Origin of the sequence: Candidatus Erwinia dacicola (assembly GCF_001756855.1) — a bacterium.
In the GTDB taxonomy this organism is placed as follows: Bacteria; Pseudomonadota; Gammaproteobacteria; order Enterobacterales; family Enterobacteriaceae; genus Erwinia; species Erwinia dacicola.
On sequence record NZ_MAYS01000179.1, the window covers coordinates 1 to 26,214 of the forward strand.

31 protein-coding genes and 8 pseudogenes are annotated in these 26,214 nt (G+C 56.1%); 32 read left to right on the forward strand and 7 right to left on the reverse strand.

What is annotated here, in order from left to right:
- The 4 genes and pseudogenes from BBW68_RS05385 to BBW68_RS05400 form a co-directional block, all read right to left on the reverse strand.
- Positions 1 to 316 (reverse strand): transposase (locus tag BBW68_RS05385; RefSeq protein WP_186821255.1); only part of this gene is annotated, 316 nt, incomplete at its 3' end.
- A 99-nt stretch (positions 317 to 415) separates the two neighbouring features.
- Positions 416 to 664: pseudogene (locus tag BBW68_RS05390) on the reverse strand (DUF3102 domain-containing protein); the annotation flags it as partial.
- Positions 665 to 673: 9 nt separating this feature from the next.
- Positions 674 to 979, reverse strand: coding sequence for a helix-turn-helix domain-containing protein (locus BBW68_RS05395; protein WP_070134330.1), 306 nt, complete (start codon positions 977 to 979; stop codon positions 674 to 676).
- 52 nt (positions 980 to 1,031) lie between these two features.
- A complete protein-coding gene (locus BBW68_RS05400) occupies positions 1,032 to 1,220 on the reverse strand; it encodes a DNA-binding protein (RefSeq protein WP_070134331.1) in 189 nt (62 codons plus the stop codon).
- A gap of 89 nt (positions 1,221 to 1,309) precedes the next feature.
- Here BBW68_RS05400 and BBW68_RS05405 point away from each other — a divergent pair, with 89 nt between their 5' ends.
- Entirely contained in the window at positions 1,310 to 1,675 is a 366-nt protein-coding gene (locus BBW68_RS05405; protein ID WP_070134357.1) for a helix-turn-helix domain-containing protein, read from the forward strand.
- 124 nt (positions 1,676 to 1,799) lie between these two features.
- Here the strand turns inward: BBW68_RS05405 and BBW68_RS05410 are convergent, their stop codons facing one another.
- Complete coding sequence (locus BBW68_RS05410; protein WP_070134358.1) at positions 1,800 to 2,066, reverse strand: hypothetical protein; 267 nt, start codon at positions 2,064 to 2,066, stop codon at positions 1,800 to 1,802.
- A 56-nt stretch (positions 2,067 to 2,122) separates the two neighbouring features.
- A complete protein-coding gene (locus tag BBW68_RS05415) occupies positions 2,123 to 2,893 on the reverse strand; it encodes a DNA adenine methylase (RefSeq protein WP_070134332.1) in 771 nt (256 codons plus the stop codon).
- A 248-nt stretch (positions 2,894 to 3,141) separates the two neighbouring features.
- Between BBW68_RS05415 and BBW68_RS05420 the strand changes: the two genes are divergently transcribed.
- From BBW68_RS05420 to BBW68_RS15970, 31 genes and pseudogenes are all read left to right on the forward strand, one after another.
- A complete protein-coding gene (locus tag BBW68_RS05420) occupies positions 3,142 to 3,492 on the forward strand; it encodes a putative holin (protein WP_070134333.1) in 351 nt (116 codons plus the stop codon).
- Positions 3,493 to 3,641: 149 nt separating this feature from the next.
- Positions 3,642 to 4,229, forward strand: a pseudogene (locus BBW68_RS05425) (transglycosylase SLT domain-containing protein).
- Positions 4,219 to 4,821: a hypothetical protein gene (locus tag BBW68_RS05430; RefSeq protein ID WP_070134334.1), complete on the forward strand. Its 603-nt coding sequence runs from the start codon at positions 4,219 to 4,221 to the stop codon at positions 4,819 to 4,821. The pseudogene BBW68_RS05425 and the gene BBW68_RS05430 overlap by 11 nt, the downstream one beginning before the upstream one ends.
- Before the next feature lie 47 nt (positions 4,822 to 4,868).
- Positions 4,869 to 5,201 (forward strand): hypothetical protein, encoded by a 333-nt coding sequence (locus BBW68_RS05435; RefSeq protein WP_000175096.1) that lies wholly within the window; start codon positions 4,869 to 4,871, stop codon positions 5,199 to 5,201.
- Complete coding sequence (locus BBW68_RS05440) at positions 5,194 to 5,505, forward strand: hypothetical protein (RefSeq protein WP_070134335.1); 312 nt, start codon at positions 5,194 to 5,196, stop codon at positions 5,503 to 5,505. Before BBW68_RS05435 ends, BBW68_RS05440 begins: the two co-directional genes overlap by 8 nt.
- A complete protein-coding gene (locus BBW68_RS05445) occupies positions 5,505 to 6,050 on the forward strand; it encodes a DUF3486 family protein (RefSeq protein ID WP_070134336.1) in 546 nt (181 codons plus the stop codon). The genes BBW68_RS05440 and BBW68_RS05445 overlap by 1 nt, the downstream gene beginning before the upstream one ends.
- Positions 6,047 to 7,570, forward strand: a pseudogene (locus BBW68_RS05450) (hypothetical protein). Before BBW68_RS05445 ends, BBW68_RS05450 begins: the two are co-directional and overlap by 4 nt.
- The gene (locus BBW68_RS05455) at positions 7,570 to 9,069 is read left to right on the forward strand and encodes a DUF935 domain-containing protein (RefSeq protein WP_070134337.1); all 1,500 of its coding nucleotides are present in this window, start codon (positions 7,570 to 7,572) and stop codon (positions 9,067 to 9,069) included. The pseudogene BBW68_RS05450 and the gene BBW68_RS05455 overlap by 1 nt, the downstream one beginning before the upstream one ends.
- On the forward strand, positions 9,050 to 9,871 hold the full coding sequence (locus BBW68_RS05460; protein WP_070134338.1) for a phage head morphogenesis protein: 822 nt from the start codon (positions 9,050 to 9,052) through the stop codon (positions 9,869 to 9,871). The genes BBW68_RS05455 and BBW68_RS05460 overlap by 20 nt, the downstream gene beginning before the upstream one ends.
- Positions 9,872 to 9,873: 2 nt before the next feature.
- Positions 9,874 to 10,332, forward strand: a complete 459-nt coding sequence (locus BBW68_RS05465; RefSeq protein ID WP_070134339.1) for a phage virion morphogenesis protein — start codon at positions 9,874 to 9,876, stop codon at positions 10,330 to 10,332.
- Between the two features lie 211 nt (positions 10,333 to 10,543).
- Complete coding sequence (locus tag BBW68_RS05470) at positions 10,544 to 11,641, forward strand: peptidase (protein ID WP_070134340.1); 1,098 nt, start codon at positions 10,544 to 10,546, stop codon at positions 11,639 to 11,641.
- Between the two features lie 13 nt (positions 11,642 to 11,654).
- Complete coding sequence (locus BBW68_RS05475; RefSeq protein ID WP_070134341.1) at positions 11,655 to 12,608, forward strand: hypothetical protein; 954 nt, start codon at positions 11,655 to 11,657, stop codon at positions 12,606 to 12,608.
- A gap of 10 nt (positions 12,609 to 12,618) precedes the next feature.
- Positions 12,619 to 12,975 (forward strand): DUF2190 family protein, encoded by a 357-nt coding sequence (locus tag BBW68_RS05480; RefSeq protein WP_070134342.1) that lies wholly within the window; start codon positions 12,619 to 12,621, stop codon positions 12,973 to 12,975.
- A 1-nt stretch (position 12,976) separates the two neighbouring features.
- Complete coding sequence (locus tag BBW68_RS05485) at positions 12,977 to 13,423, forward strand: gp436 family protein (RefSeq protein WP_070134343.1); 447 nt, start codon at positions 12,977 to 12,979, stop codon at positions 13,421 to 13,423.
- Positions 13,423 to 13,887 (forward strand): Gp37 family protein, encoded by a 465-nt coding sequence (locus BBW68_RS05490; protein ID WP_070134344.1) that lies wholly within the window; start codon positions 13,423 to 13,425, stop codon positions 13,885 to 13,887. Before BBW68_RS05485 ends, BBW68_RS05490 begins: the two co-directional genes overlap by 1 nt.
- Positions 13,884 to 14,138 carry a hypothetical protein gene (locus BBW68_RS05495; RefSeq protein ID WP_070134345.1) on the forward strand — a complete coding sequence of 85 codons (255 nt, stop codon included), beginning with the start codon at positions 13,884 to 13,886 and terminating at the stop codon, positions 14,136 to 14,138. The genes BBW68_RS05490 and BBW68_RS05495 overlap by 4 nt, the downstream gene beginning before the upstream one ends.
- Positions 14,128 to 15,555 carry a phage tail sheath subtilisin-like domain-containing protein gene (locus BBW68_RS05500; RefSeq protein WP_070134346.1) on the forward strand — a complete coding sequence of 476 codons (1,428 nt, stop codon included), beginning with the start codon at positions 14,128 to 14,130 and terminating at the stop codon, positions 15,553 to 15,555. Before BBW68_RS05495 ends, BBW68_RS05500 begins: the two co-directional genes overlap by 11 nt.
- Positions 15,555 to 16,076 (forward strand): annotated as a pseudogene (locus tag BBW68_RS05505) (phage major tail tube protein). The gene BBW68_RS05500 and the pseudogene BBW68_RS05505 overlap by 1 nt, the downstream one beginning before the upstream one ends.
- Before the next feature lie 2 nt (positions 16,077 to 16,078).
- On the forward strand, positions 16,079 to 16,360 hold the full coding sequence (locus BBW68_RS05510) for a hypothetical protein (protein WP_070134347.1): 282 nt from the start codon (positions 16,079 to 16,081) through the stop codon (positions 16,358 to 16,360).
- 98 nt (positions 16,361 to 16,458) lie between these two features.
- Positions 16,459 to 16,773, forward strand: a complete 315-nt coding sequence (locus BBW68_RS05515) for a phage tail assembly protein (RefSeq protein ID WP_070134348.1) — start codon at positions 16,459 to 16,461, stop codon at positions 16,771 to 16,773.
- Between the two features lie 194 nt (positions 16,774 to 16,967).
- Positions 16,968 to 19,519: pseudogene (locus BBW68_RS05520) on the forward strand (phage tail tape measure protein).
- Complete coding sequence (locus tag BBW68_RS05525) at positions 19,519 to 20,403, forward strand: phage tail protein (RefSeq protein ID WP_070134349.1); 885 nt, start codon at positions 19,519 to 19,521, stop codon at positions 20,401 to 20,403. The pseudogene BBW68_RS05520 and the gene BBW68_RS05525 overlap by 1 nt, the downstream one beginning before the upstream one ends.
- Positions 20,403 to 20,615 carry a tail protein X gene (locus BBW68_RS05530; RefSeq protein ID WP_186821285.1) on the forward strand — a complete coding sequence of 71 codons (213 nt, stop codon included), beginning with the start codon at positions 20,403 to 20,405 and terminating at the stop codon, positions 20,613 to 20,615. Before BBW68_RS05525 ends, BBW68_RS05530 begins: the two co-directional genes overlap by 1 nt.
- Positions 20,603 to 21,772 carry a phage late control D family protein gene (locus BBW68_RS05535; protein WP_070134351.1) on the forward strand — a complete coding sequence of 390 codons (1,170 nt, stop codon included), beginning with the start codon at positions 20,603 to 20,605 and terminating at the stop codon, positions 21,770 to 21,772. The genes BBW68_RS05530 and BBW68_RS05535 overlap by 13 nt, the downstream gene beginning before the upstream one ends.
- Positions 21,772 to 22,284, forward strand: a pseudogene (locus BBW68_RS05540) (phage baseplate assembly protein V). The gene BBW68_RS05535 and the pseudogene BBW68_RS05540 overlap by 1 nt, the downstream one beginning before the upstream one ends.
- 54 nt (positions 22,285 to 22,338) lie before the next feature.
- Positions 22,339 to 22,686 carry a GPW/gp25 family protein gene (locus BBW68_RS05545; RefSeq protein ID WP_070134352.1) on the forward strand — a complete coding sequence of 116 codons (348 nt, stop codon included), beginning with the start codon at positions 22,339 to 22,341 and terminating at the stop codon, positions 22,684 to 22,686.
- On the forward strand, positions 22,677 to 23,780 hold the full coding sequence (locus BBW68_RS05550; protein ID WP_070134353.1) for a baseplate assembly protein: 1,104 nt from the start codon (positions 22,677 to 22,679) through the stop codon (positions 23,778 to 23,780). Before BBW68_RS05545 ends, BBW68_RS05550 begins: the two co-directional genes overlap by 10 nt.
- Positions 23,773 to 24,351 carry a phage tail protein I gene (locus BBW68_RS05555; protein WP_070134354.1) on the forward strand — a complete coding sequence of 193 codons (579 nt, stop codon included), beginning with the start codon at positions 23,773 to 23,775 and terminating at the stop codon, positions 24,349 to 24,351. The genes BBW68_RS05550 and BBW68_RS05555 overlap by 8 nt, the downstream gene beginning before the upstream one ends.
- A gap of 2 nt (positions 24,352 to 24,353) precedes the next feature.
- Positions 24,354 to 24,860: pseudogene (locus BBW68_RS05560) on the forward strand (phage tail protein); the annotation flags it as partial.
- A 56-nt stretch (positions 24,861 to 24,916) separates the two neighbouring features.
- The gene (locus tag BBW68_RS05565) at positions 24,917 to 25,498 is read left to right on the forward strand and encodes a recombinase family protein (protein WP_070134356.1); all 582 of its coding nucleotides are present in this window, start codon (positions 24,917 to 24,919) and stop codon (positions 25,496 to 25,498) included.
- 75 nt (positions 25,499 to 25,573) lie between these two features.
- Positions 25,574 to 25,804 (forward strand): annotated as a pseudogene (locus BBW68_RS15970) (IS4-like element ISEc60 family transposase); the annotation flags it as partial.
- 39 nt (positions 25,805 to 25,843) lie between these two features.
- On the opposite strand, the gene BBW68_RS05570 reads toward BBW68_RS15970, so the two are convergent.
- Positions 25,844 to 26,214: ATP-binding protein (locus tag BBW68_RS05570; protein ID WP_186821232.1), on the reverse strand; the 371-nt coding region annotated here is incomplete at its 5' end.

Genomic DNA, 26,214 nt, shown 5'->3' on the forward strand with positions numbered 1-26,214 from the left:
ACGCTTCCTGGATGACCGCGTTCAGTGCTTTCTCCGACAGCCTGCGGGCCTCAAGGAAGGACGGGAAGTACGAGCCTTCACGCAGCTTCGGTATACGCAGGTCCAGGGTACCGAGGCGGGTGTGGTACTGACGGTCACGGTAGCCGTTACGGTAGGTCTCCCGCTCGTCACTGCGCTCATGAGGCTCTGCGTTGATGCGCTGAGTGACATCGGCCTCCATGATGCGGTTGAGCATAAATTCGGTGAGTTCACGCAGAAAGTCCTCGCCGCCGAGTTGCATCAGGGTGTTGCTGAATGTCATGCTGTTGTCGGCCATCGGTTGACTCCTTCTGAGATAATTGTCTAATTAACCATTACCTTACCGGATAAGCCAATGGCTCTCACCATCCTTCCAAATTTACACCACGTCCTAAGACTCTACCTGCGGTTCATTCTCTTTAAGAATAACCAGCCTCTTGCCCGCCTCCAGCATGGCTTCCGCACTCTGCGCCATGTAAAAACGCGTCTCATGTACGATACGATCTCGTTCATACGGGAGGCCATCGCCAAACTGCTGCATGATTTCAAGGCGATGTTCGGTCATGGCATTAAGACTAACGTTGAGCTCATCTGTCAGCGGTGCATCTTCCACTAGTTCAACTGATTGTGATTTTGTGCGTCCCATTTCAACTCCTTAGCAACTGCCAGCAATAACACGCTGGTTAATTTCATTAATACGATCCTGCGCCCGCGCCATCTCGGTGCTGTGCGCCATGGCGATTTGTAGGAGCTGGACTCCGGGGGCAAAACGTCCGTTATCCAGTTTCAGAGCCAGTCCTTCTTCGATGAGGGTATTCAGTGCCCGATTGATATTCGCCGGGGACTCGCCAAGGGCCGATGCAAGTTCACCGTTAGAAACTCCGTTCAGGGCGTGACCACGAAGTGCTTTAAGAACACGCAGAATGCGGGAGCCAGAACTGGATACATTTGACTTACTCATGTCACATTCCCCTTTTTGCGATATGTGATAATCTGTTACACGGGCTAGAGCGTTATGCCGCTTTTGAATCTGGTTTGAGACCCAGCTTTACGGCAATTTCGTGGGATTTGCCGTAACGGGCTTTGGTGAAGCCGTTAAGAACACGGTAGACCTCATTGCGGCTGTAGCCATTTTCTTCTGCCCAGCGGGTGAAAGTGACTCCACGCTGGCGGAAGAGTGATTTGACTTGTTCTGCAGTCATCGTTGTTTCCTTGGTTGATGCAATGATGTTTGCCTTATGTGTGATAGATTATATACACAAACGTGTATATAGCAATAAAAGAGATGCGAATGTGTATAGCTGAGCGATTAAAAGAAGTCCTAAAAGAAAAGAAAATCAGCTCAATCAAGGAGTTCTCTGAGATTTGCGAGCTGCCTTATCGTACAGCTCAAAGCTATTTGAATGGTGATAGGGAACCTAATATTGCAGGGCTAACGAAGCTATGCATACAGTTGGGTATAAACCTCAACTGGCTTCTTACTGGAGTTGGTGAACAATTCATTTTGGGTGAAAAGACTTCACAAATGAAGGAAGTATCATCAGACAAACAGGCGTTGATGGATGCATTCGATGATATGAGCCCTGAGCAGCGGAGGGCTATTCTTGAGGTCGGCAAAGTCCTCACTCAACCTAAACCGAGCAAATTTGCTGGGTAGTGAGAGGGCTAGTAAGAATTTCTCGGTAAAGGGAATTTGGTTGAGCTAGCAGCTTATCGGGAAAAGTTTTTAAAAAAGAAGTAATGTGGCAAGGCCTTATCGCCTTGCCAAGATGGTGGTACTGTTAATCCTTGACCATAAACCAACCTTCAAAATAGGTTCCTTTAGATCCTGTTTCCTTCTTTTCACAAGCGAACATTTTATCGTCTGGTAGCCGCCCTGTGACCATGTCAGGCTTATCCTGAATGATTTTTAGGGGTTCTCCACCATTAGTTTTGATAGCTGACAAACACTCCTGCATTGAATGGAATTCAGCCTTCATCAGGCTATCAGCGAGAGTGCTTCCGGTAACTAAAAGTGCAGAAACTAATACAGCGACCTTAAATTTCATGATGTTGTCCATTGTTAGCGGTTCAGATTTAGCCAGTTTGTACCGATTTTATTTAATTAAAAATTACAAATCACTAACTCTTTCCGTCGTGAGGCTTTCCCCGTGACCTTAAGGTTGTAGCTGATATCCACCGTCTGGATATTCAGTCCGCTGAATGCCTGCCGCATTTCCGGGATATCGTTCACCGAAATAATCATCTTCCCTTTGATGCTACGCGCCAGTTCCGCCATGTGGTCATAGTTTTCCAGCCCAAACTCCACGCCGTAGCCTTCCGTTCCCCAGTATGGTGGGTCGCAGTAAAACAGCGTATGGGGTCGGTCATAGCGCTCAATACAGTTGTGCCAGTCCAGGTGCTCAATCAGCGTTCTCGACAGACGCAAGTGCGCCATCGACAACTCTTCCTCGATGCGCAGAAGGTTAAAGCGCGGTGCACTGGTAGTGGAGGTGCCGAAGGTGTGATCTGCCACCTTGCCGCCAAACGCCTGTTTCTGCAGATAGTAGAACCGGGCTGCACGCTGAATATCGGTCAGTGTTTCTTCCGGCGTGTCCTGCAGCCATTTATAGATCTGGCGACTCACCAGCGCCCATTTGAACTGGCGGATGAACTCTTCCAGGTGATGCTTGATGACCCGATAAAGGTTCACCAGCTCCCCGTTGATATCGTTAATGACTTCTGCCTTGCTGGGAGTCTTAAGAAAATACAGTGCCGCCGCACCGCTGAAGGGTTCCACATAGCAGGTGTGGGTCGGGAACAGGGGCAGAATATGTTTAGCCAGACGGCGTTTACCGCCGATCCATGGGACGATGGGTAAAGATTGTTGTTTCATTATCCGTAAGCCTTTTACAGTCGGTGAAAATATGGCAGGCTAGTCCGGTCTCGCGAGACTGACTGAACCCTGGTTGGCTCACAGTTCATACCTGTGGGTTGATGACCAGTCCGGTGTTGACGCACCGGGCTGGTCGTTCTTTCAAAGCCATCATGCGATTTTTGCCCTTCGCCACACTATTAACGCTGTTTAAAATCCCTTTCCCCCGACATTTGTGATGCTGTTTCCACTACACAAGGAGACGCATCATGAAAAACCTGAAGAAAATCATTCCCCCTGTTAAAAAGCCCCGGCTCAGCGGCTGGCTGCTGACCGCTGTGCTGCTGCTCGGTACCATCGGTCTGGTATCGCCGCAGCAGTTGCCGGTGGTGGTCTACAAGCTGTCGCTCATCACGCTCGCTGCGGTTCTCGGTTACTGGCTCGATCGTTCGTTATTCCCCAAAGCCCGGCCCGGCCAGTACCTGAAGCATGATAAAACGCTGATGGCGTCTGGCCGTTACCCGGTACAGACCGGTCTCCACCTGGTCTTTTCTGCCGCATTGATCCGCCGTGCGCTGTTAGTGGCAGCGGTCTGTCTGGCCGTGGCCACGGGGCTTTAACGATGACCCTCTACATGTACTGGCCCCAGGTTATCTGGGCCGTGATGGTACTGCTGGGGCTGGGCATCAAACTGGCACGCCACGGGCACGCACGCACGGGCAGGCACAGTTTCTAGTGGCGGCTTTTTGGTTCAGCAACGGTAGCCTTATTGCTATGGAGTGGCGGCTTTTTCAGTCAGGCCAGAGCGGCACAGCCCCCGCAGGCATCCCTGCAGTACCGCGCCGATGTTATCCGCAATGCCCGGCTTGAATGGGGAATGTCAGCGCCAGTGGCAGACTTCGCCGCACAGCTGCATCAGGAAAGCGACTGGCGACCCGATGCGGTATCGCCGGTTGGCGCTCAGGGGATAGCACAGTTTATGCCCGCCACCGCCGACTGGATCAGCCAGCTGGTACCGGGCCTGAACAGCCGTGAGCCGTTTAATCCTGCATGGGCCATCCGGGCGCTGGTCAGCTGTGACCGCTGGTTGTGGCAGCGCGTCAGCGCCGCCAATAGCTGCGAGCGGATGGCCATGACGCTGTCGGGATATAACGGCGGGCTGGGCTGGGTACAGCGCGATAAGCGTATGGCCGTGCAGAACGGGCTGGACGGTACCCGCTGGTTTGAGCATGTCGCCACGATGAATGCCGGACGCAGCGCCGCCAACTGACGGGAAAATCGTCACTATCCGCAGCGCATCCTGCACGAACTGGCCCCTCGCTATCTCACCTGGGGAGGCGGCAGCTGTGTGGACTAGCCTGATAAAAAAACTGCCGTGGCGCGGCATCCTGCTGACCGCCGCTGTTACTGGCGTGCTGTATGGCCTGTACCACTGGGGGTATCGCGGTGGTCACAGTGATGCTAAACGCGACGGGGATGTGGCGCTCGCCACGCTGCAGTCAGCATTCGACACGTACAAAACGGAGCAGGCAACGCGTGAGAACGCTGCGCTGCGGGCCTGGGCAAAACGGTATCAGGAGCAGGTTGCCGCCGGACATAACGCCGAGTCCGGTTACCTAAGGCAGGTAGCGCAGCTTGAAAGCCAGAACCAACAACTTAAAGAGAATATTCACGATGTCACACAGCGCTGGATTGATGAAAAAGGCAAGAGCCATCCCATTGAGTGCGTGTTTACTCGCGGCTTCGTGCGCCAGTACAACGCAGCCCTCGGATATGACAACGCGTCCGTCGACAGCGGTCTTTCAGATGCAACTGCCGCCGCTGGCACCGGCACTGGCGCAGCGTCCGGGCAACCTGAAGCCGCTGACGCCGGGCTACGCGACTCAGGCGTCTCCCAGCGTGACGTCCTCGCCAACATCATCGACAATGCCAGGCAGTGCCGCATCTGACGCAGCCAGATAAACGGGCTGCTGGACGAACGGGAAGGATTGCAAAAATGACGTTGCAGGTTGAATTCTGGACGGTGGTGGGCTTCCTTATCACCTTTATGAGCTTTGTTGGCGGTATGGCCAAGTGGCTGTTCAGTAAAGCGGAGGAGCGTCAGGCGGCGCGGTTCGCCTCCCTTGAGCAGTCGCTGCAGCAGTCCGCCTCCAACTGGGGCGAGCTGGAAAAAGAGTTTATGCGGTTCAAGGCGGATTTACCGCTGAACTACGTCCGCCGCGAAGATTACATCAGGGGCCAGACGGTCATTGAGGCCAAGCTGGACGCACTCTACAACAAGCTGGAAGTGGTACAGCAGTATCGTCATACAGGAGGTCACCATGGTTGATATCGCCCGCGTGCGCCGGGAATCCCTGCGCTGGAGTCTGCTGGTTGCTCTGAACAAAACCCACCCCTACACCGCCAGCGAGACGCTGCTGCTGGATGTGTCCCGCGCCATCTACCCGGACACCACGCATCTTGAGCTGCGTCGGGAGCTGGATTATCTGGGCGACCGCAGGATAGTCGAACTGGAGAAAAAACCCTCCGGCGACTGGTTTGCCGATCTGACCCGCCTCGGCGTTGACCTGGTGGAATATACCGTTGAATGCGGCCCCGGCATTGCCCGCCCGGAAAAGTACTGGAGTGAATAATGGCCAGAGGCAGCACGATAGATAAGCTGCCGGAAAACGTGCGGCGCTGGCTTGAGCGGGCGCTGAATGAATCCGGTTTCAGTGGCTACTCAGAGCTGGAGTCCCTGCTGCGCGAGCAGGGTTTCGTCATCAGCAAATCGGCTATCCATCGCTATGGACAGAAAATTGAACGCCGCTATGGTGCCATCCGTGCGGCCACCGAAGCGGCCCGTATGCTGACCGAAGGTGCGGCTGACGATCAGGATGCGCGTTCGGAAGCCGTCATCGCCCTGATCCAGACCGAGCTGTTCGAGAGCATCGTTCAGCTGCAGGAAGCGGAAGAAGGTGAAGTCAACCCCAAAGAGCGGGTGGCGCTGCTGTCCAAGGTGGCAAAAAACGTGGCCACGCTGTCCCGCGCCTCCGTCAACCTGAAGAAGTTTCAGAGCGAAGTCCGTGACCGCGCCCGGCTGGCGGCGGGTAACGCCGAGAAGATTGCCCGCAAGGGTGGCCTGTCTGCTGATGCGGTACAGGCGCTGCGACGTGAAATCCTGGGGATTGCCCTATGAGTCAGCTTGCTCCTGTCCTGCCTGACACCTCGGCGCTGGATGTACCTGCCGCCCTGATGCCTTACCAGCAGCGCTGGGTGGCAGATACCTCTCCGCTCAAGGTGATTGAGAAGAGCCGCCGTACCGGTATTACCTAGGCTGAGGCGTCCGATAACGTGCTGACCGCAGCCTCTTCAGCACCTGCCGGTGGCATGAACGTTTATTACATTGCCTATAACCAGGACATGACCGTCGAGTATATCCAGGCCTGCGCCATGTGGGCGCGGGTCTTCAACTACGCCGCGAGCGAAATTGAAGAAGGTTTCTGGGAAGAGAACGAAGACGACAAGCACATCAAAACTTATACCATCAAGTTTCCTGATTCCGGCTTCCGCGTTGTCGCGCTCTCCAGCCGCCCGTCTAACCTGCGTGGCCGTCAGGGCATCATCGTTATTGATGAGGCCGCGTTCCATGAGCAGCTGGACGAACTGCTGAAGACTGCGCTGGCAATGCTTATCTGGGGCGGTAAGGTGCGCGTTATCTCCACCCATGATGGTGATGACAACCCGTTCAATACGCTCATTGGGGATATCCGCGCCGGGCGTCAGGGGGGCAGCGTACAGCGAATTGCCTTCAAAGAAGCCGTCGCGCAGGGTTTGTTTCACCGTGTCTGTCTGCGAACCGGGAAGGAATGGACGCAGGATGCTGAGCTGGCATGGATGGCGTCGGTGTATAAATTCTACGGCACCGGCGCATCCGAAGAGCTTGACTGTATCCCGGCCAACGGCGGCGGTGCCTGGCTGTCCCGCGCCCTGATTGAGTCCCGTATGTCACCTGATACCCCGGTGCTGCGCCTGACCTGCCCGGAAGGCTACGAGCTGAAGCCAGACGCTGAGCGCTTCAGTGAAACGCAGGACTGGCTGAATGAGAACCTGAAGCCGCTGCTGGAAGCGCTCCCCTCCGATGCCAGCTCGTTTTTAGGGCGTGACTTTGGCCGCAGCGGTGACCTGTCGGTGGATTATCCCCTGCTGCAGGAGAAGAATCTGGTACGCCGCGTCCCGTTCGTGCTGGAGCTGCGCAACGTACCGTTTAAACAACAGGAACAAATCACCTGGTTCCTGATGGACGGCCTGCCCTATCTTATGGGAGCCGCGTTCGATGCCGGGGGCAATGGCGCGTATCTTGCTGAATATGCCATGCAGCGCTACGGCTCCAGCCGGGTTAATCAGGTCAAAATTCTGGAAGGCTGGTACCGGGAGCATATGCCGCCGGTCAAGGCGGCGCTGGAGGATGGCAACCTGACTGATTTGCCGAAGGATGAAGACACGCTGGATGACCTGCGGGCCGTTCAGGTGATCAACGGCGTTCCGCGCGTACCGGAGCAACGGTCAAAAGCCAAATCGGACGGTGGTAAACGCCACGGGGATTCAGCCATCGCGCTGGCGCTGGCGTACTTTGCCAGCCGTGAAATTAACAAAGGGCAGGTGAAGGCAAGCTCACGCCGTCGTCGCCAGTCGGCCCGCATGCTGGAGGGTTACTGATGCCGCGTGGACTCTGGGTTTCACCCAATGAATTTGTCAGCTTTGCCGAGCCGGACAAGACGCTGACGGAGCAGATTGCGTCACGCAGCCGCTCCATCGACTTCTTCGGTCTGGGAATGTACCTGCCCAATCCCGATCCTGTTCTCAAGTCTCAGGGCCGGGATATCCGCATCTATCGCGAGCTGCGTACCGACCCGCTGGTTGGTGGCTGTATCCGCAGGCGTAAAGCGGCGGTCAAGTCGCTGGAGCGTGGGCTTGAACGAGGGCAGGCCACGGAGCGGGTGTTCAGTTTTGTAAACGACATGCTCGACGATCTCGATATCTCCCGCATCATCGGCGAGATGACCGATGCCGTGCTCTACGGATACCAGCCCTGCGAAATCATGTGGGGCCGTTCGGTTAAGTCCTGGGCAGTCACCGACATCGTGGGCAAGCCACCCGAGTGGTTCCAGTTCGATAACGATAACCTGCTGCGCTTCCGGGCCAAAGACGCCGGGCTGGAAGGTGAGCTGGTGCCGCTGAATAAGTTTGTGGTACCGCGTCAGGATGCGACCTATGACAACCCGTATGGCTTCCCCGACCTGTCGATGTGCTTCTGGCCCGTGACGTTCAAGAAAGGCGGGATGAAATTCTGGGTGCGCTTTGCCGAGAAATTCGGTTCGCCGTGGGTTATCGGTAAGCATCCACGCGGGACGGCACAGGGTGAGATTGACCTGCTGCTGGATTCGATGGAGGCGATGGTGGAAGACGCCGTGGCGGCTATTCCTGATGATTCCTCCATTGAAATTAAAGAGGCCGCAGGCAAAGCGGACAGCAGCGATATTTACCAGAATCTGATTACGCTCGCCCGCAGCGAAATCTCTATCGCCCTGCTGGGGCAAAACCAGACCACCGAGGCCAACAGCAACCGCGCCTCGGCACAGGCCGGTCTGGAAGTTACCAGCGATATTCGCGATGCCGACGCAGAAATTGTTGAAAGCGCGGTAAATCAGGTGATCCGCCAGGTGGTTGCGCTCAACTTTGGCAACGTGGCCAGTCCCGTCTGGCGCATGTGGGAACAGGGAACGGTCGATGATTTGCAGGCCAGTCGCGATGAGAAACTCAGCCGCGCCGGAGTCGTCTTCACCCCGCAATACTTCAAGCGCGAGTACCAGCTGCAGGACGGTGATATTGACGAGACACCGCCTTCAGAACGCCAGAAGAACAACATACTGCCGCTGTCGTTCGCCGAGGCGATTGATGCCGATATTCAGGCACAGCAGGATTTGGATGATGCGCTGGATATTCTGATGAACGGCGGCTCGTTAAACGGCGTGTTTGAGCCGGTGCTGGCCCCGCTGTTTAAGCAGGTTGAGGGCGGTGTTAACCCCCCGGAGCTGCTGGGCGTGCTGGCCGAACTGTACCCGCAGATGAATGCGGATGACCTGCAGGAGCGGCTGGCCCGTATCCTGTTTGTATCAACACTCTGGGGGCGTCTGCATGAGCGTGACCACGGCTGAGCTGGCGTACTGCATGACGCTTCCCCCGAAGCGGGCTATCAGTTACCTGAAATCCAAAGGGTATAAAATCACCTGGGACTGGGAGGAAATGTGGCAGGATGCCCATGCCCGCGCCTTTACCGTGGCCAAAGTAACCCGCCTCGATATTCTGGAGGATATCCGAAGCGCCCTGCAGAAGGCGCTGGACGAGGGCAAGACAGACCGCTGGTTCAGAACGGAGCTGAAGCCGGAGCTGCAGCGTAAGGGATGGTGGGGGCCGCGTGACACCACCGACCCGGTAACGGGTGAGCCGGTGACTATCCAGCAGGGCAGCCCGTGGCGTCTCGATACCATTTTTCGTACTAATATGTCCGTGCTCTACAGCGCCGGGCGCTGGGCCGAACAGATGGAGAACGTCGACGACAGGCCGTACTGGATGTATACCGGCATCAACGACAGTCATACCCGCAAAAGCCACCTGATGCTGCACGGTCTGGTGCTGCGCTATGATGACCCGTTCTGGCAGGCGTTCTACCCGCCGAACGGCTGGCGCTGTCGCTGCGGGGTGATTGCCCTGAGCGCGTCAGACGTTCGCGCCCGTGGTCTGAAGGTGGTGAATTCGGGCAGCGCCATGGGCTGGGAGCTGAAGCTGGTCTCAGAGAAAACCGGCGAGATGCAGAACGTCGCCACCTTCAACACCGGCACCACAAAAGTGGCCACCGATGTCGGCTGGTCATACGCACCGGGGGCGGCATACCGTCCTGACCTTGCCCGCTACCAGGGCACGCTACAACCGCTGGCACAGCAGGAACTGAGAGGATAACGATGGCTTCCGATAATCTGGTCAATATCACCATCAACGATGAGTCCCTGCGCCGGAGTCTGCGGGCGCTGGATTTAGCCGCCACTGACCTGGAGCCCGCGATGCGGAAAATCGCCGGAACCCTGCTGGCGGAAACGCAATTTAACTTTCTGGATGAGGGCCGTCCGGGCTGGACGCCGTCGCTCGCTGCACAGGATCGTGATGGTCAGACGCTGCAGCACACCGGGCGGCTGATGGGGTCCGTGACCACAGACCACGATGACAGGCAGGCAGCGGTTGGGACCAACGTTGTTTATGGCCCGATCCACCAGTTCGGTGGTAAAACGGGGCGCAATGAGTCCGTTGAGCTTCCGGCCCGCCCGTTCCTGCCGCTGACAGGGGACGGTGAGCTGCAGCCTGATGTGGTTATTCCCATCCTCGATACGATTGTGCGTCATCTTGAATCTGCGGCCCGTCGCTGATTTTAACCCTCCGGGACGGGCGATTTACCGCGTTACCCGCCCCGGAGCCTTTATAAAGGTTTACAGCCCCCTCGTTTACGGCTTTAATCGCTCCTGCTTCCCTCTCTCTGTCTCTGTCGTATTCCCCCCTTATTTTTTCTAAAGCAGATTAAAAGCGCTCTTCGCGGCTTTTCCACAAACTGTCTCCGACAACATCATGCGGGGCAGCACAATGTCAGCCATTCATATTTTTAAAGCCGGTACTCATACCGACATGCACGGCACGAAACTGCCGTTTACGCAAAGCGATCTTGCCGCCTGCGTTAAAGCCTATGACCCGTCCGTTCATGAAGCACCGCTCGTTATTGGTCACCCCAAAACGGAAGACCCGGCGTGGGGCTGGGTGAAAGCACTAAGGCTCAGTGGCGCTGACCTGCTGGCCGAGCCTGAACAGCTCGACCCGCAGTTTGCCGAACTGGTAGGCAGAGGGCGTTTCAAGAAAGTCTCAGCCTCGTTCTATCTCCCGGACTCACCCAGCAACCCGAAACCCGGCACGCTTTACCTGCGCCACGTTGGTTTTCTGGGGGCACAGCCTCCCTCTATTAAGGGGCTGAAGCAGGTGTCATTTGGCGAGTCGGAAGAAGGCGTCGTCGAGTTTGCCGACTGGGGCGATATCACCAATGCCTCTCTCTGGGGTCGGCTACGTGACTTTCTGATCGGTCAGTTCGGGCTGGATGAAACCGACAAGGTACTTCCGTCATGGCAGGTGGATTCCCTGCGCGAAGAAGCGTACCGCGAGCCGGTGCAGGCCGTTCCGGATTTCAGCGAACCAAACCCTAACCCTCAACAAGAGAACGACACGATGACCAGAGAAGAAATTGAGGCCCTACAGGCGGAAAATACCCGCCTGAAGGCAGATGCCACCCAGCGAGCCGAGCAGGATGCGAAGAGTCAGCAGGAGAAACTGCACGCTGACAACGTTTCCTACGCTGAGAAGCTGGTAAGCGGCGGTCAACTGGCCCCGGCAGCGAAGTCCGTTGTTGTCGCCATTCTGGATGCGGTCTCTGCTGGCGATAAGCCGGTGGAATTTGCCGAAGGCGATACCAGCTTACCGCCTGCCACGGCGTTTAAGACGCTGCTGGACGGCGCTGCACCGGTGCTGAGCTTTAGCGAGCACGCGACCAAGGACCGTGTGGATACCGGCGCTTCAACGCCTTCAGCTGAATTTGCCGAAGCCGACCCGGACCGTCTGGCGCTGCATCAGAAAGCGCTTGATTTGTCGAAAAAAGAAGGCATCAGCTACGACGCTGCTGTCTCCCGCTGCCTGTAATTAAGGAGAGAACATGTCTGACTATTTAAAGGGTAAGCGCGTTGTTGACCCGGTGCTGACCAGCATCGCACGCGGTTATAAAAATGCCGCGTTAATCGGCGAGCACATCTTCCCGATCGTACTGACCGATAAGGAAGGCGTGACCGTGCCGACCTTCGGCAAATCGGCTTTTGTGGAGTACGACACCGAGCGTACCGTGGGCGCTGACAGCAACGTCCTTGTCCGTGAGAAGACCGGCAAACTGGATCTGATTCTTAACGAGCACGATCTGGCCGCGCCGGTGGACTATCGCGAGCAGGCGGAGTCAATGTTCAACGAAGAAGCAAAGGCCATTCGTCGCGTCACCAGCGGCGTCAACCTGAAGCGTGAACTGTACGCAGCCCGTCTGGCCCAGGATAAAAGCGTCTACCCGGCATCGTCCGTTAAAGCACTGGCTGCCGCTGAACGCTGGGTGGATGGCAAGGGTAATCCAATCACCTTCATCGAAGCCGGTATCGAGGCTGTACGTAACAAAACAGGCCTGCGCCCGAACCTGATGACCATGGGTGCCAGCGTCATGTCACTGCTGAAGTTCCATCCGGCGATCCAGGCCGCGATCGGAGCCAACGAGCGCAAACGCATCACCATCGAGATTTTGAAAGACCTTTTCCAGCTGGAAGACGTGGTGATCGGCGAGCCGGTATCCATGGCCTCGATGAAAGACGCACAGAATAAGGACAAGACCCCGACCGATGTCTGGGCCGATAACCTGATGCTGCATTACGTCGGTAAACCCCAGTCGGGCACCGACAGCGCCGACGAAAACGAACCATCGTTCGGTTATACCCTGCGTCGTAAGGGCATGCCGGTTGCGGACAAATACGACGGCGTCGGCGGCAAGGTGAAGTACTGTCGCTATACCGATATCTACAAAGTCGCCGTGGTCGGCGGCGATGCCGGGTATCTCATCACCAACATCGTGAAATAAGGAAACGACCATGAGTGCAACTCAACAGGTCATTCTGACCACCTCTGTCGTCGCCCTTGCGGCCCTCGTTCAGCAGCGTTTTGTGGGTGCCGATAATGCCCCCTGTCAGGCTGGCGCGGTTGCGCTGGGTGTGGCAGAAGTCGATGCCGCAGCCGGTGATGTCACACCGGTCAATGTGCTCGGCATCCTCGCCGTCGAAGCTGGCGCGGCTGTCGCCAGGGGACAGAACGTGCAGTCAGACAAAGACGCCTGCGCCGTTCCCCAAACAGCGGCTTCTGGCGATACTCCGGCTGGCATTCCAGCCGGTATCGCGCTGGATGAGGCACTGGCTAAAGGTGACGTTATCCGCATCCTGCGGGGGGTGTGACATGTACTGCACCCTGGCGGATTTGCTTGAGCAGATACCGGAACGGACGCTGGTCCAGCTTACCAACGAAGAGCTGGACTTCGATTCGCCTGCAACGGTTAAAACCGGGGTAGTGGACAGCTGTATTCGCTACGCCGATGAGCTGATTGATGCCCATCTGCGCGGGCGTTACACCCTGCCGCTGGCGGAGGTGCCCACCGTTCTGCGGGACATCGCCATTACGATGGTGCGTTACCGGCTCTACACCCGCCGCCCGGAAGGTGCCGTCCCGGACACCGTGAAGGATGACCACAAAGAGGCCCGGCGTCAGCTGGAGTCTCTGCGTGATAACAAGCTCACGCTGGGGCTGCAGTCAACCCAGAAGGATGTGCCTGAGTCCGGCGAAATCCGCGCCAGGGCACGCCGTCCCACCTTTGGCGGGCGCGATGGTTTGCTGGAGAAATACTGATGAACATTCTGCCCGTCCTTGATGCGGTACTTGGCCGTCTTAAAGAGAAACTCCCTCAGCTACAGGTGGAGTATTTTCCTGAGAAACCGGCTGGATATCGTCTGGATCACCCCGTTGGGGCGCTGCTGGTGAGCTATGCTGGTTCGCGCTTCGACAGGCCCAATGATATCGGGGCGGTTATCCAGCCTCAGACCATCCAGCTGTGCGTCACAGTGGTCTTCCGCCAGCTCAACGGTAAAAGAGGTGCAATTGACGTCCTGGATGCGATACGTCGCATTCTGGGTGGCTACACCCCGCCGAACTGCCGCCGTCGTATCTGGCTGACCCGCGAGGTGTTTATCGGTGAGATCAAGGGGCTGTGGCAGTACGCCCTCGACTTTGCAACGGAAAGCGTCTTTATCGAGGACAGCGACTTACCGTCCGGCCCGCTGTTAACCGAAGTGAACTATGAGGAACGCGAGTGAAGAAAAAATACCGCTATTCCGTCCCGGCGAGCGGCGTCACGCTGTCGGACGGAACCGAAATCCTGCTCTGGCCAGGGAAGAACGTCTCCTTGCCGGAGGAGCATGACTATGTGAAGGTACTGGTGGCGCTGAAGCACCTGACGCCGGTACCTGAAGAAGCCAGCCCCGCAATCACACCCGCGCCTCAGTTACCTAAGCGCAGGAACGGTGGCGACAGCGATGTGAAACTGGAGGACACCCATGTCAGCTAACTATCTGCACGGCGTCGAAACCATTGAGGTGGAAAACGGTGCCCGCCCGGTTAAAACGGTGAAGTCTGCCGTTATTGGACTTATTGGTACCGCCCCGATGGGTGACGTCAATATGCTGGTGCAGTGCCTGTCTGAGAAAGATGCAGCTGCGTTTGGCAATCAGCTTACCGGCTTTACCATTCCGCAGGCGCTGGATGCCATCTACGACCACGGCGCAGGTACCGTTCTGGTGATTAACGTGCTCGATCCGGCTCTGCATAAAACCGCTGTGGCCGATGAGGATGTGACGTTCGATAAAACAACGGGCAGAGCGCAGCTGGCCAATCCGGTGGTCGCGCAGCTGGTGCTGAAACCGGGCAGCGACGGCCAGCCTTATGTCGAGGGTGAAGACTACTCGCTTGATGCGCAGAGCGGCCTGGTCACCAGCCTCGGGAAAAGCATTGCGGCGGGCGCAACCGCGAAGGCCAGCTATAACTATGCTGACCCGACCAAAGTCACCCCGACGGATATCATCGGTGCAGTTAACGCAGCCGGCAACCGTACCGGTATGAAGCTGCTTAACGACAGCTTTAACCTGTTTGGCTACTTCGCCAACATTCTGATTGCCTCGGTGTTTTGCACCCAGAACAGCGTCTCGGTTGAGCTTATCCCCATGGCTGAGAAGCTGGGCGCGGTGACTTATATCGACGCGCCAATTGGTACCACCTTTGCGCAGGCGCTGACGGGGCGTGGCCCGGAAGGCACCATTAACTTCAACACCAGCTCCGACCGCGTCCGTCTGTGCTATCCGCACGTCAGGGTGTATGACACGGCCACCAACAGCGAACGACTGGAACCACTGAGCCAGCGCGCTGCAGGTCTGCGTGCCAAAGTTGACCTGGATAAGGGTTACTGGTGGTCGTCATCCAATCAGGAAATCCTGGGTATCACCGGCGTGGAGCGCCAGCTGTCAGCGATGATTGACGACCCGCAGAGCGAGGTGAACCTGCTTAACGAACAGGGCATCACTACGGTCTTCAGCAGCTACGGCAGCGGTCTGCGCCTCTGGGGAAACCGCACCGCCGCGTGGCCAACGGTGACCCATATGCGCAACTTTGAGAACGTTCGTCGCACCGGCGATGTGATTAACGAGTCCCTGCGCTACTTTAGCCAGCAGTACATCGATATGCCTGTCACCCAGGCGCTGATTGATGCGCTGACGGAGTCGGTCAACGCCTATGGCCGCAAGATGATTGGCGACGGTGCGCTGCTGGGCTTTAAGTGCTGGTTTGATCCGGCCCGCAACGAAGAGACGGAGCTTGCCGCCGGTCACCTGTTACTGAGCTACAAATACACGCCGCCACCGCCGCTGGAGCGACTGACGTTTGAGACCGAGATCACCTCGGAATACCTGTTAACCCTGAAGGGGAATAGCTGATGGCAAAGATTGAGATCAACCGCATCACCAATGCCAACATCTATCTGGATGGCGCTAACCTGCTGGGCCGGGCCGAGGAGGTCAAGCTTCCTGACGTGTCCATGACCATGCAGGAGCACAAAGCGCTGGGGATGGTGGGCAAGGTAGAACTCCCGGCAGGCTTCGACAAAATGGAAGGCGAGATTAAGTGGAACAGCTTCTATCGCGACGCCATGTTGTCTGCCGCTAATCCATATAAATCGCTGGCCCTGCAGTGCCGCTCCAGCGTACAGCGCTACAGTTCGCAGGGGCTGATTGATGAAATCCCGCTGCTCACCTTCCTGACGATCATGTTCAAGTAGAACCCGCTGGGGACATTTAAATAGCATGAGAACGCCGAGTTCTCAAGTAGCTTCACCTGGACGTACATCAAGCAGGTGCTGGACGGTGAAGAACTACTGGAGCTGGACTATCTGGCCAACATCTTCCGCGTCGGCGGCGTTGACCAGCTGACTGACTACCGCATCAATATCGGGGGCTGACGGTGACCGTCGAGATTGAGGACAAAGGCGGAAACTGCGGGTCTATCGGCATGGGGAATGGCACCTGGTTCACCATTCTGGATATTCCGGGCGTGGAAAACCTTTTTAATACCCGTAAAACCAATGATCCGATTGACTGTACCCGCTCAAAGGCCTGCAGGCTGGCCGATTTGATTGAAGCCTGGACACCACCCGACCACTGGTTTACCGGCATCGGTAAAGTTGAAGGAAAAGCGCTACTCATTGCGTTCCTGCGCAACTGCAAGGGTTTTCGCACTCACTGATATCTGAGGGGCTTCGGCCCCTTTCTTCTTAATCCCCTTTAATATCTGTCACCCTCACAACCGGACATACTGCTCTGAACTTACACAGGAGCACGAACATGTCAGAAACCAAATCCAATATTTTTCTGCTGACTTATCCGTTCACCACCGCAGCTGGTACCCGAGTTGAGCAGGTTGAAATGAAGCGCCTCACGGTCAAAGACCTGAAGCAGGTACGAAAAACCAGTAAAGACCCTGCCGACTGGGATGAACCGCTGATTGCCCGCAGCACCGGGATTCTGCCGGAAGACCTCGATAATATGGATCTTGCTGATTACATGGAGTTGCAGAAACGATTTCAGCAAGTCACTGGGCTGGGCAAGGGCAACGAAGACGCTGATTCGGGCGCAGGGGCTGCTGGCGAGGTGGTTTAGATTTCAGCCGGGGGAGATTGATGCTCTCGATACTGACGAGCTGGAAATGTGGCTGGATCAGGCTGAAGAGCAAATCAAAAGCGAGTACTGCGACAATCAGTAGTTCCCCAGCCCAAGCAGCCGCACTTCGCGGCTGTTCTTTATGGTTCCCCACCATTTCTCTCCTGTCTTTTTGCTTTCAGAGGATAACCACCGTGGCCAGTGAATTTTCAGTCGGCGTCATCATTGGCGGCATTGTCGGGAGCAGCTTTCGCTCTGCCGTCAGCGGTACCCGACGCGCCCTTGACTCCCTCGGCGATACGTCACGTCGCCTCCAGGATCGCCAGAACGCCTTAACCCGTGCAACAGAGCGCTATGGCCAGCTGGGTTCATCCCGGATGCAACGCCTCAACAGCGATCTGCTGCGGGTGAGTCGCACAATGGAGCAGATTGAGCGGCAGCAGCGCCGTCTGTCGGCGGTATCGGCCACCAGTGATGCGCTGAAATCCAACCGTATGGCGCTCTATGGTCAGGGGGCAGAGACTTACGGTATCGCCCGAACGCTGGGCGCACCGGTCATGGCCTCTGTCAAACAATATTCATCGTTTGAATCCCAGCTACGCGATATCAGCGTCACCGGCGATCTGGATTCAAGACAGGAACAGGCCATCGGCACTGCCATTCGTCGGGCATCCCTGCAGGTCAATCAGCTCCAGGAATCTCTGCTGGGCGGCGTTGGCCAGTTAGTTGCCGATGGCATGAATCCGCAGCAGGCAGCGACCTTTGCCGGGATGCTCGGTAAAGCGGCCACGGCCACCAAAGCCGATATGACCGACCTCGCCAAAATGACCTATGCCTTCAGCGATGCCCTCAAAATTACCGATGCCAAAGAACTGGAGCAGGCATTTGGTATGGCTGCTACTGGTGCAAAACTCGGCTCGTTTGAACTGAAAGACATGGCTAAGGCACTGCCGGGTTTGGCCAAAGCTTTTGCTGCCCGTGGTATCACAGGCAAAGAAGCGATTATGCAGATCGTCTCCAGCCTAGAGGTGGGTAAAGGCAGTGGCTCATCTGAAGAGGCCGTCACCAATATGTCCAACTGGCTGGCGGCTATGGGGCGAGGCGATACCATGCAGAAATATGCGAAAGCCGGGATTAATTATCAGAAATCCATGCAGAACCTTGTCTCACAAGGGTTCTCGCAGTATGAATCCTCGTTGATGATTGCTAATGCTTTCATCGACGACAAAGGCAAGGCTTTCGTACAACAGTGGAATGCTGCCAAGGACTCGGGAGACCAGGAAGGCCAGCAGAAGCTGATGGAGTCCTTCGGACTGGCAGAAGTCTTTACTGATATTCAGACCGTCAACCATCTCCTGTCGATGCGCCAGGGCTAGGATAAGTATCAGTCCAATAAAAAGGAAATGAATAGCCCTGCAGCTCAGAGCACGCTCAGCACTGATTTTAAGAAGCAAAATGATACGCTTGAGGCGCGCTGGCGCAGGACTCAGGTGGGTTTTAACGAGTCAGCTATCAGCATCGGAGCGTCATTAAAACCAGCATTAATCCAGTTGGGGGAAACGTTCATCCCCTTAATAGACAGCGTCGGCAAATGGATCGCGGCTAACCCGCAACTGGTGAGTGGTGCTATTAAAGTGGTTGGTGCATTACTTGCATTCAAGATGGCCACCATCGGCCTCAAGCTCGGCCTGAATCTTCTTATTTCCCCTTTCGTCAATGTCTGGAAAAACGCCATGCTTCTTCGGGCCAACTGGCTGCGGCTATCGCTCGCGTTGGGTGAAGGCGGCAAACTACGTTGGCTGGTGACCGGCTTCAGTACGGTTGCCAAAGGAGCCGGAACACTGGCCCGCGTGCTCGGTGGTGGGCTGGTTCGTGGACTAATGCTCGCGGGTCGTGCCGTTCTCTTCATAGGTCGGGCGCTGCTGATGAATCCCATTGGACTAATCATCACTGGCCTAGCCATGGCCGCTTATCTGATCTACCGCTACTGGGGGCCAATTTCTGCTTTCTTTAAGCGAATGTGGGCGCAGGTCACCTCTGCGTTTAGCAGTGCCTGGAGCGGTATTAAATCGGCGTGGGGCAGCGTGACAGGCTGGTTTTCTGGTATCTGGGGCAGTATTAAGACGGCATTTAACGGCGGTATTGTTGGCATCGGCAAACTCATCATGAACTGGTCGCCCCTTGGGTTGTTCTATAAAGCCTTTGCCGGGGTCATGAGTTGGTTTGGCGTCGACTTGCCGAAAAACTTTACTGACTTCGGCGGCAACCTGATTGCCGGCTGGTGAACGGGATCGGCAATAAACTTGCGGCCGCAAAAGATACTATCGTTAACTTTGGTAATTCGATCTCCGGCTGGTTTAAAGAAACCCTGGGTATTCACTCCCCGAGCCGTGTATTTATGGGCTTTGGCGACAACATAGGCCAGGGGGCCGCTATCGGTCTGCAGCGTACCACGCCGCTGGCCGCACTCGCCGGGCAACGTCTGGCCACCGAAATGACCCCGGACGTTCCACGCATCCCGTCGCCGGAAATCATGGCTGCAGGTTATTCAGGTCGTGGCGCGGCAGCAGCCGGTGGCGGAACCTCTGGTGGTATTCAGGTCAGCTTTAATCCCCAGTTTTACCTCAATGGCAAAGAAACTGCCGCACCTGCCGGGCTTGCTGGCGCACTGAATATGAGCCTGCATGAGCTGGAGAAAATGCTGGAACGCCTGCTGGCTCAGCAGCAACGCAGGAGGTACGAATAATGTTTGCGGTACTGGGTGATATTGAGTTCGAGCTGATTACCTACTGGGACGGCTTCGAAGCGACATTCGGCGTCGATTATGCCGAACATGCCCGCATCGAAGGAAAACCCGGCCTGCAGTTCGTCGGCGATAAGCTGGACGAAATCCAGATAAGCCTGGTCTTCCATCAGCATTATTGTGTGCCCGACATCGAACTGGCACGACTGCGAACAGCCATGAAAGCCCATCAGGCGCTGGCGCTGGTCTTCGGGAATGGCGACTATCGTGGCTGGTTCGTCATTACCGATGTGACAGCAATCAGCGAACAGACCGACAGCACCGGCAACGTGCTGGCCGTCAACGCCACCGCATCGCTGCGGGAGTATATCGGCGACCCGAAGAACCCGCTGCAGCCGCCTGCAATACGCAAGCAGGTTCCCGGCGTCGGAGCGGTCTCCGGTGCCGTTCCTTCACCTTCCGGGGTGGCGCAGTACGTCCGCGACGGTGTCAATTATGCCAAACAGGCGCAATCCGTTCTCCAGACCACCATCAGTGCCGTTCGGGTCGCACAGAAGATGAAGGATAACCCAGCTGTCGCGCTGACCCGCGTGCCGGGTCTGATGAGCGGTCTGGGCAACGTGTCCGGGGCGCTAGGTCAAAGCATTCCGGCATTTAATGCGCTCTCCGAATCCATGCCCGAAGCCATCAGTCTGGCCAGAGCCAGCAGTGATGCGGCTACGTATGTACAACAGGCGCAGTCTTCGCTGAGCGGCGTTGATGGCAGCAATATCGCTGCGGCGCTGGATGCCGTTTCCGGCCAGCTTAACTCCGCCAGCACCACCTTCACCCGCATGTCGCCGGGGTTAAGCACTATGGCAGCCAAAATACTGGCGAGGAGTGTGTGATGTTTCTTGAACATGTCACCCGTTACGGAGAGCGCTGGGATTCTCTGGCATGGCAGTACTACGGCGACCCGCTGGGTTATCCCCGGATTATTGCCGCCAATCCGCACGTGGCCATCACGCCGGTGCTGCCCTCTGGTTTGTTGTTATTGATTCCGGTTATCGAAGCTACCGATGCCAGCACAGAAGAGGATATTGCCCCATGGCTGAGGTAAATAACACCACACAGGCCGCATCAGCGTTGACTGGCATCAGCGACGTTCTGAGTCCGGTATTCACCCTGTGGTATCTGCAGAAGAACATCACTAACGATATCGCACCTTATGTCACCCGCGTGACCTACAGCGATAACATCAAAAGCGAGTCCGATACCATTGAGGTGGAGCTGGACGACACCGATGGTCGCTGGCTGGATAAGTGGTATCCGGGCAAGGGTGACACGCTGACGCTGAAGATGGGCTATCAGGGCGAGAAACTGCTGTCCTGCGGTACATTCTCGATAGACGAGATCGAAGTGAGTTCGCCCGCGTCCGTTGTCGCTATCCGGGGCGTGGCCACATCGGTTAACAACGCCTTACGCACTAAATCCAGTCGCGGCTTTGAGAGCACCACGCTGGCAGCCATTGCCGGACGTATCGCCAAAAAGCATCAACTGAAGCTGGTTGGCAGCATTGAATCCATCAAAATTGACCGTGTAACGCAGTACGCTGAAACGGACGTGGGCTTCCTGCGGCGACTGGCCAGCGAGTATGGTTATGCGGTGAAAGTGGTCAGCGACCAGCTGATTTTCTCCCATCTGGCCACGCTTCGTGGACAGGAGCCGGTTAAGCAACTGAAACCGCAGGATGTGGCCCGCTTTTCCCTGCGCGACACCATCAACCGGGTCTACAAGTCCGCGAAGGTAAAACATCAGAAGAGCAGCAGTAAAAAGTTGATCGCCTACGAAGTTGCCGGTGGCATCAGAGAAAGTGACAGTCAGGTAAAACTTGCAAAGGTCACCAGCGCCGACTCACTGAAGGTCAACAGCCGCGTCAGCGACCCTGACAGCGCAAAAATCAAGGCGGACTCAGCGCTGGCCAGCCATAACGAATATCAGCAGAGCGGCTCCCTGACGTTAATGGGCACGCCACAGCTGACGGCGGGCAACAAAATTGAACTGGTGGGTTTTGGTCAGTTATCCGGGCCATGGCTGATAACCACTGCCCGCCATGCGTTTGACCGTAACAGCGGCTACATTACAGAACTGGAGGTGGCACGAGGGCCTGTCACGCAGGGCAAGGCCAGGAAAGGTAAAAAGACCGGCAAAACTCAGACGCTCACCGTCTACAAATACGATGGCACCACATCAACGGTAATAAAGGGAGATAAGTAATGTCTCTTGTCACCCGTCAGGTCGGTACGGTCAGCGCCGTCGATGCCGACAAGGTTCAGGCCCGCGTGCGCCTGCCTGAGTGCGATAACCTGCGCACCAACTGGCTCAACGTGCTGCAGCGCAATACCCAGAACAATAAAGATTACTGGCTCCCTGACGTGGGGGAGTAGGTTGAGGTACTGCTCGATGCCAACGGCGAGGATGGTGTCATTCTCGGTGCAGTTTACTCCGAGGTCGACAGACCACCATTTAATGACAAGGATACTCGCGGCACAAAGTACGCAGACGGGGCTAAGTTCAGCTATAACCGCGTGACCCATACGCTGACGGTCAAAGGCGGTATTGAGCGCATAGTAATCGAGGTTGCGGTAGGTATCAGCCTGAAGGGGAAAACTATTGATTTGACCGCTGATACCACCACGGTGAACGGAAACCTTGAAATCAACGGCAATGCCCACTCTACAGGTAGCATGCTCTCTGACGGCCAGAACTCCAGTCATCACTCCCACTGACCTTCTTAAACGCCTTTAATATCGGCGTTTCTGCTCAGGGGCAATACTGCCCCTATGAAAACAACCTCCGTATTCTGGCAACCGGCCCTGCAGGCCCCCGGCGAAATCGTCAAGGGGCTGGATGATATCTGGCAGGCCATCCAAATTATCCTGCGTACTCCTCGCGGCAGCGACCCGCATCGCCCGGAGTTTGGCAGCAATCTGCACCTTTATATTGACTGGCCCATCAACCGGGCTATCCCGCATGTGGTGCGCGAGTCCGTCGATGCCATTCGGCGCTGGGAGCCTCGCTGCCAGCTTATGTCGGTTAAACCCGCCTTTGACGGCGAACATCTTACGCTCCGGGTGAGCTGGAAAGGCTCTGACGGACAGACCCGAACTCAGGAGTTGCTATGGCGCTGACAGAACCCGACTTTATTGAACGCGATGCCGATAAAATCACTGCTGAGATGATTGCGCAATACAAAGCCGCAACCGGTAAAACGTTGTATCCCGCTCAGGCCGAGCGCCTGCTGATTGACCTGTGGGCATACCGCGAAATGCTGGTCAGGGTGGCGCCGCAGGAAGCAGCCAAACAGAATCTGGTCGCCTTTGCCCGTGAGCCGATGATTGATTACCTCGGTGAACTGGTCGGCGTGTACCGTCTGGCCGCGCAACCTGCCTCCATCCAACTCCAGTTCTCCGTGGATGAAGCTCTCGTTATCGATGTGCTGATCCCGGCAGGTACCCGCGTCAGTGCCTCCGACAGCATTATTTTTTCCACCGATACGGACGTGGTTCTGAAGGCCGGGTTGCTGCTGGTCAACACCACGGCCACTTGTACCGAACCGGGCGTCGCTGGCAACGGATGGCAACCTGCGCAGGTCAGTCAGTTGCTCGATGAGATTGATAACGTTGACCTGCAGGTGACCAATCTAGCGGCCAGTTCTGGCGGCTCAGAACAGGAAGACAACGACAGGCTGCGCGAGCGCATCAAACTGGCCCCGGAATCGTTCACGAATGCCGGAAGCCGTAAGGCATATCGCTTTCATGCCATGCAGGCCCATCCCAATATCGTCGACGTTGCCGTGCTCTCCCCGGTTTCGGGCACAGTTGAGCTGTATCCGCTACTCAGTACCGGCCTGCCGGATGACAGCATCCTCACACTGGTTGAGAGTTTCTGTTCGGACGAAAAAGTCAGGCCACTTACTGATACCGTGCGGGCTAAAACGCCAGTGCAGGTGGATTACACCATTGAAGCCAACATCACAATCTACCGTGACCAGGATGCCAACTCGATAAAAGACACCGCTAACAGCGCCATACAGAACTGGGTGGCGTCCCGTACCGCAGCACTGGGCCGCGATATTGTCCCCAGTCAGATTATCAGCGTGCTGTCCGTTGCCGGGGTCTACCAGGTCGAACTGGTGACCCCTGCGCTGAGGGTCGTTGCTGAAAGCGAGTGGGCAAACTGTACGGCAATCACTCTCAACATGACCGGGGTGTCCGATGGCTGAGCCGCTACAACTCCCGCCACCACTTGAGGGTGATATCAGCCTCAGAGCACTGGGCAGACTGGCCGGGCGGCTGGACAATATCGACCTGAGCGTACTGATGGTCTATCTGGTCGATATTGTCGACAGCTCCGCGCTGCCATGGCTGGGCGAGCAGTTCTCGTTGTTCGGCGATGGCTGGGAGCTGGCGGAATCGGATGATGTGCGTCGCACGCTTATCAAATCAGCCATCGAGCTGCACCGCTATAAAGGGACGCCGTGGTCAATCCGGGAGATTATCCGCCGTTTCGGCTTCGGTGAAGTGGATCTGATTGAAGGTACTGGCCAGATTGGCTACGACGGCAAACACACTTACAACGGGCTTTTTGTCCACGGCGATGCTGAAGCATGGGCGGTTTATCGCGTCATCCTTCAGCAGCCCATTACTAACGATCAGGCGGCGCTGTTACGCCAGACGCTGGCAGCTTTTGCTCCGACCCGCTGCCATCTGGCGAGTCTGGAGTATCAGTCTGTCGCTATTCGCTACAACAACACCGTCAACTATGACGGCAGCTATAACCACGGGAGCAGTTAACTATGGCAAACCTACCCGAAACCCCGCAGTGGGAAGAAGGCGTCTACCAAATCGAGGTCTCTGACCCCGTTCTGGGCGGGCCTGACGGGATATCTAACCGTCAGGCTAAACAGCTGGCCAGCCGCACTTCATACCTTAAACAGAAGGTCGAAAAAGGCGGAGCAGACCTGGCTGAACACATCGCGGCAGCCGACCCTCATACCCAGTACGCGCCGAAGGCCAGCCCAACATTCACCGGGACGCCTACAGCCCCTACACCTGCTGCGAACGACAACAGTAAAAAACTGGTGACGACAGAGTTTGTGGCAAGAGCGATTTCGGCTCTTGCTGGCACAGCACCAGAGACCCTGGATACGCTGAAAGAGCTGGCGGACGCTCTTGGAAACGATCCGAACTTTGCGACCACCGTGCTGAACAAGCTGGCGGAAAAGCTGGCCAAAGACCAGAACGGTGCAGATATTCCAAATAAAGCAGCCTTTCTTAAAAACCTTGGTTTTTGGAAAAGCAGTTACACATAGCGAAATCTGTAAAAATCCTCCTACCGCGACATAAAGGAGGAGAATTGATGGCCGCCATTGGTTATATCCGCGTATCAACAATCGACCAGAACAGCGATTTACAGCGTAATGCACTCACAAGCGCAAACTGTGACCGCATTTTTGAAGACCGTATGAGCGGAAAAGTTGCCAGTCGCCCCGGTCTGAAACGCGCATTAAAGTACGTTAATAGCGGAGACACCCTGGTCGTGTGGAAACTGGACAGGCTGGGACGCAGCGTTAAGAACCTGATCGCACTGATATCAGAGTTACATGAACGCGGTGCCCACTTCCGCTCTTTAACAGACAGTATTGATACCAGTACTGCCATGGGGCGTTTCTTTTTCCATGTGATGTCGGCACTGGCGGAGATGGAACGCGAGCTGATCGTCGAACGAACACTGGCCGGGCTGGCATCAGCCAGGGCAAAGGGACGCGTAGGTGGAAGGCCCAACGCATTAAAAGCGCATGAGCGAGAGCAGATTGGGCGGCTATTGGCGAAGGGGCACACCCGCCACCAGTTGGCCATTATCTACGGTGTAGGGTTATCGACGCTTTACCGATACTTTCCGGTGGATGGTCAGAGGAAGGATAACGCAGTAGGAATGTAATTCTTTTGCAAATATTGAAACGCCGCAGCGATGCCATTTATCTCACGGAAATGGGCGCATTTATCGCGCGGCGCATCAAATGGGTGGGAAAAGGTTATAGATTCAGGCAAAAAAGCATCCACAACGGCGATTTATTTAGGCAGGGGTCTGCTGGGACGAAGTAAAGAAGCACAGCATGAAGGCCATTTTTATCTTTACAAGAGCAGACCTAAAGGCCGTCAGTTCAAGCGTTCAAAGGAAAGAGCGGTCAGAGCAACAGTGACGGCTAAAGCCCGTACAGCAGGGAAATCACCCTGGTTTATTTTCATGTCAATACCGATCGAATTCTGACCCACCCCCTTTGAATTACTCGAACGTTGTTGCTTTCGTTTTCTTCTGGATTTGACCGCTTTTCAGCTTATCCTTCAGTCGGTAGCTTTGGCCGCTGATTTGGGCAATATGCGCATGGTGAAGCAGCCGATCCAGCATCGCTGCCGTCAGCGTTTCGTCATCACCAAACGTTCCGGACCACTGAGTAAACGGCAGGTTGCTGGTCAGGATCACGCTGCCTGACTCATAGCGTTTAGCAACGACCTGAAAGAACAGGTTCGCCTCCATTTTACCGAACGGCAGATAGCCCACTTCGTCAATGATCAACAGCTTAGGCTTACCTACAACGCGGTTCAGGTAGCCCTTCAGGTCACCCTGACGGTGTGACGCCATCAGTTGCAGCATCA

What these genes read in the sequence shown, in the direction of transcription:
- BBW68_RS05455 (WP_070134337.1), top strand. Translation starts at nt 7,570, where the DNA reads ATGCCGCGTGGACTCTGGGTTTCACCCAATGAATTTGTCAGCTTTGCC.
- BBW68_RS05465 (WP_070134339.1), top strand. Translation starts at nt 9,874, where the DNA reads ATGGCTTCCGATAATCTGGTCAATATCACCATCAACGATGAGTCCCTG.
- BBW68_RS05420 (WP_070134333.1), top strand. Translation starts at nt 3,142, where the DNA reads ATGAAAAACCTGAAGAAAATCATTCCCCCTGTTAAAAAGCCCCGGCTC.
- BBW68_RS05400 (WP_070134331.1), bottom strand. Translation starts at nt 1,220, where the DNA reads ATGACTGCAGAACAAGTCAAATCACTCTTCCGCCAGCGTGGAGTCACT.
- BBW68_RS05500 (WP_070134346.1), top strand. Translation starts at nt 14,128, where the DNA reads ATGTCAGCTAACTATCTGCACGGCGTCGAAACCATTGAGGTGGAAAAC.
- BBW68_RS05545 (WP_070134352.1), top strand. Translation starts at nt 22,339, where the DNA reads ATGAAAACAACCTCCGTATTCTGGCAACCGGCCCTGCAGGCCCCCGGC.
- BBW68_RS05515 (WP_070134348.1), top strand. Translation starts at nt 16,459, where the DNA reads ATGTCAGAAACCAAATCCAATATTTTTCTGCTGACTTATCCGTTCACC.
- BBW68_RS05415 (WP_070134332.1), bottom strand. Translation starts at nt 2,893, where the DNA reads ATGAAACAACAATCTTTACCCATCGTCCCATGGATCGGCGGTAAACGC.
- BBW68_RS05395 (WP_070134330.1), bottom strand. Translation starts at nt 979, where the DNA reads ATGAGTAAGTCAAATGTATCCAGTTCTGGCTCCCGCATTCTGCGTGTT.
- BBW68_RS05530 (WP_186821285.1), top strand. Translation starts at nt 20,403, where the DNA reads ATGTTTCTTGAACATGTCACCCGTTACGGAGAGCGCTGGGATTCTCTG.
- BBW68_RS05470 (WP_070134340.1), top strand. Translation starts at nt 10,544, where the DNA reads ATGTCAGCCATTCATATTTTTAAAGCCGGTACTCATACCGACATGCAC.
- BBW68_RS05550 (WP_070134353.1), top strand. Translation starts at nt 22,677, where the DNA reads ATGGCGCTGACAGAACCCGACTTTATTGAACGCGATGCCGATAAAATC.
- BBW68_RS05555 (WP_070134354.1), top strand. Translation starts at nt 23,773, where the DNA reads ATGGCTGAGCCGCTACAACTCCCGCCACCACTTGAGGGTGATATCAGC.
- BBW68_RS05410 (WP_070134358.1), bottom strand. Translation starts at nt 2,066, where the DNA reads ATGAAATTTAAGGTCGCTGTATTAGTTTCTGCACTTTTAGTTACCGGA.
- BBW68_RS05405 (WP_070134357.1), top strand. Translation starts at nt 1,310, where the DNA reads ATGTGTATAGCTGAGCGATTAAAAGAAGTCCTAAAAGAAAAGAAAATC.
- BBW68_RS05480 (WP_070134342.1), top strand. Translation starts at nt 12,619, where the DNA reads ATGAGTGCAACTCAACAGGTCATTCTGACCACCTCTGTCGTCGCCCTT.
- BBW68_RS05435 (WP_000175096.1), top strand. Translation starts at nt 4,869, where the DNA reads ATGACGTTGCAGGTTGAATTCTGGACGGTGGTGGGCTTCCTTATCACC.
- BBW68_RS05445 (WP_070134336.1), top strand. Translation starts at nt 5,505, where the DNA reads ATGGCCAGAGGCAGCACGATAGATAAGCTGCCGGAAAACGTGCGGCGC.
- BBW68_RS05490 (WP_070134344.1), top strand. Translation starts at nt 13,423, where the DNA reads ATGAACATTCTGCCCGTCCTTGATGCGGTACTTGGCCGTCTTAAAGAG.
- BBW68_RS05485 (WP_070134343.1), top strand. Translation starts at nt 12,977, where the DNA reads ATGTACTGCACCCTGGCGGATTTGCTTGAGCAGATACCGGAACGGACG.
- BBW68_RS05535 (WP_070134351.1), top strand. Translation starts at nt 20,603, where the DNA reads ATGGCTGAGGTAAATAACACCACACAGGCCGCATCAGCGTTGACTGGC.
- BBW68_RS05475 (WP_070134341.1), top strand. Translation starts at nt 11,655, where the DNA reads ATGTCTGACTATTTAAAGGGTAAGCGCGTTGTTGACCCGGTGCTGACC.
- BBW68_RS05460 (WP_070134338.1), top strand. Translation starts at nt 9,050, where the DNA reads ATGAGCGTGACCACGGCTGAGCTGGCGTACTGCATGACGCTTCCCCCG.
- BBW68_RS05525 (WP_070134349.1), top strand. Translation starts at nt 19,519, where the DNA reads ATGTTTGCGGTACTGGGTGATATTGAGTTCGAGCTGATTACCTACTGG.
- BBW68_RS05565 (WP_070134356.1), top strand. Translation starts at nt 24,917, where the DNA reads ATGGCCGCCATTGGTTATATCCGCGTATCAACAATCGACCAGAACAGC.
- BBW68_RS05440 (WP_070134335.1), top strand. Translation starts at nt 5,194, where the DNA reads ATGGTTGATATCGCCCGCGTGCGCCGGGAATCCCTGCGCTGGAGTCTG.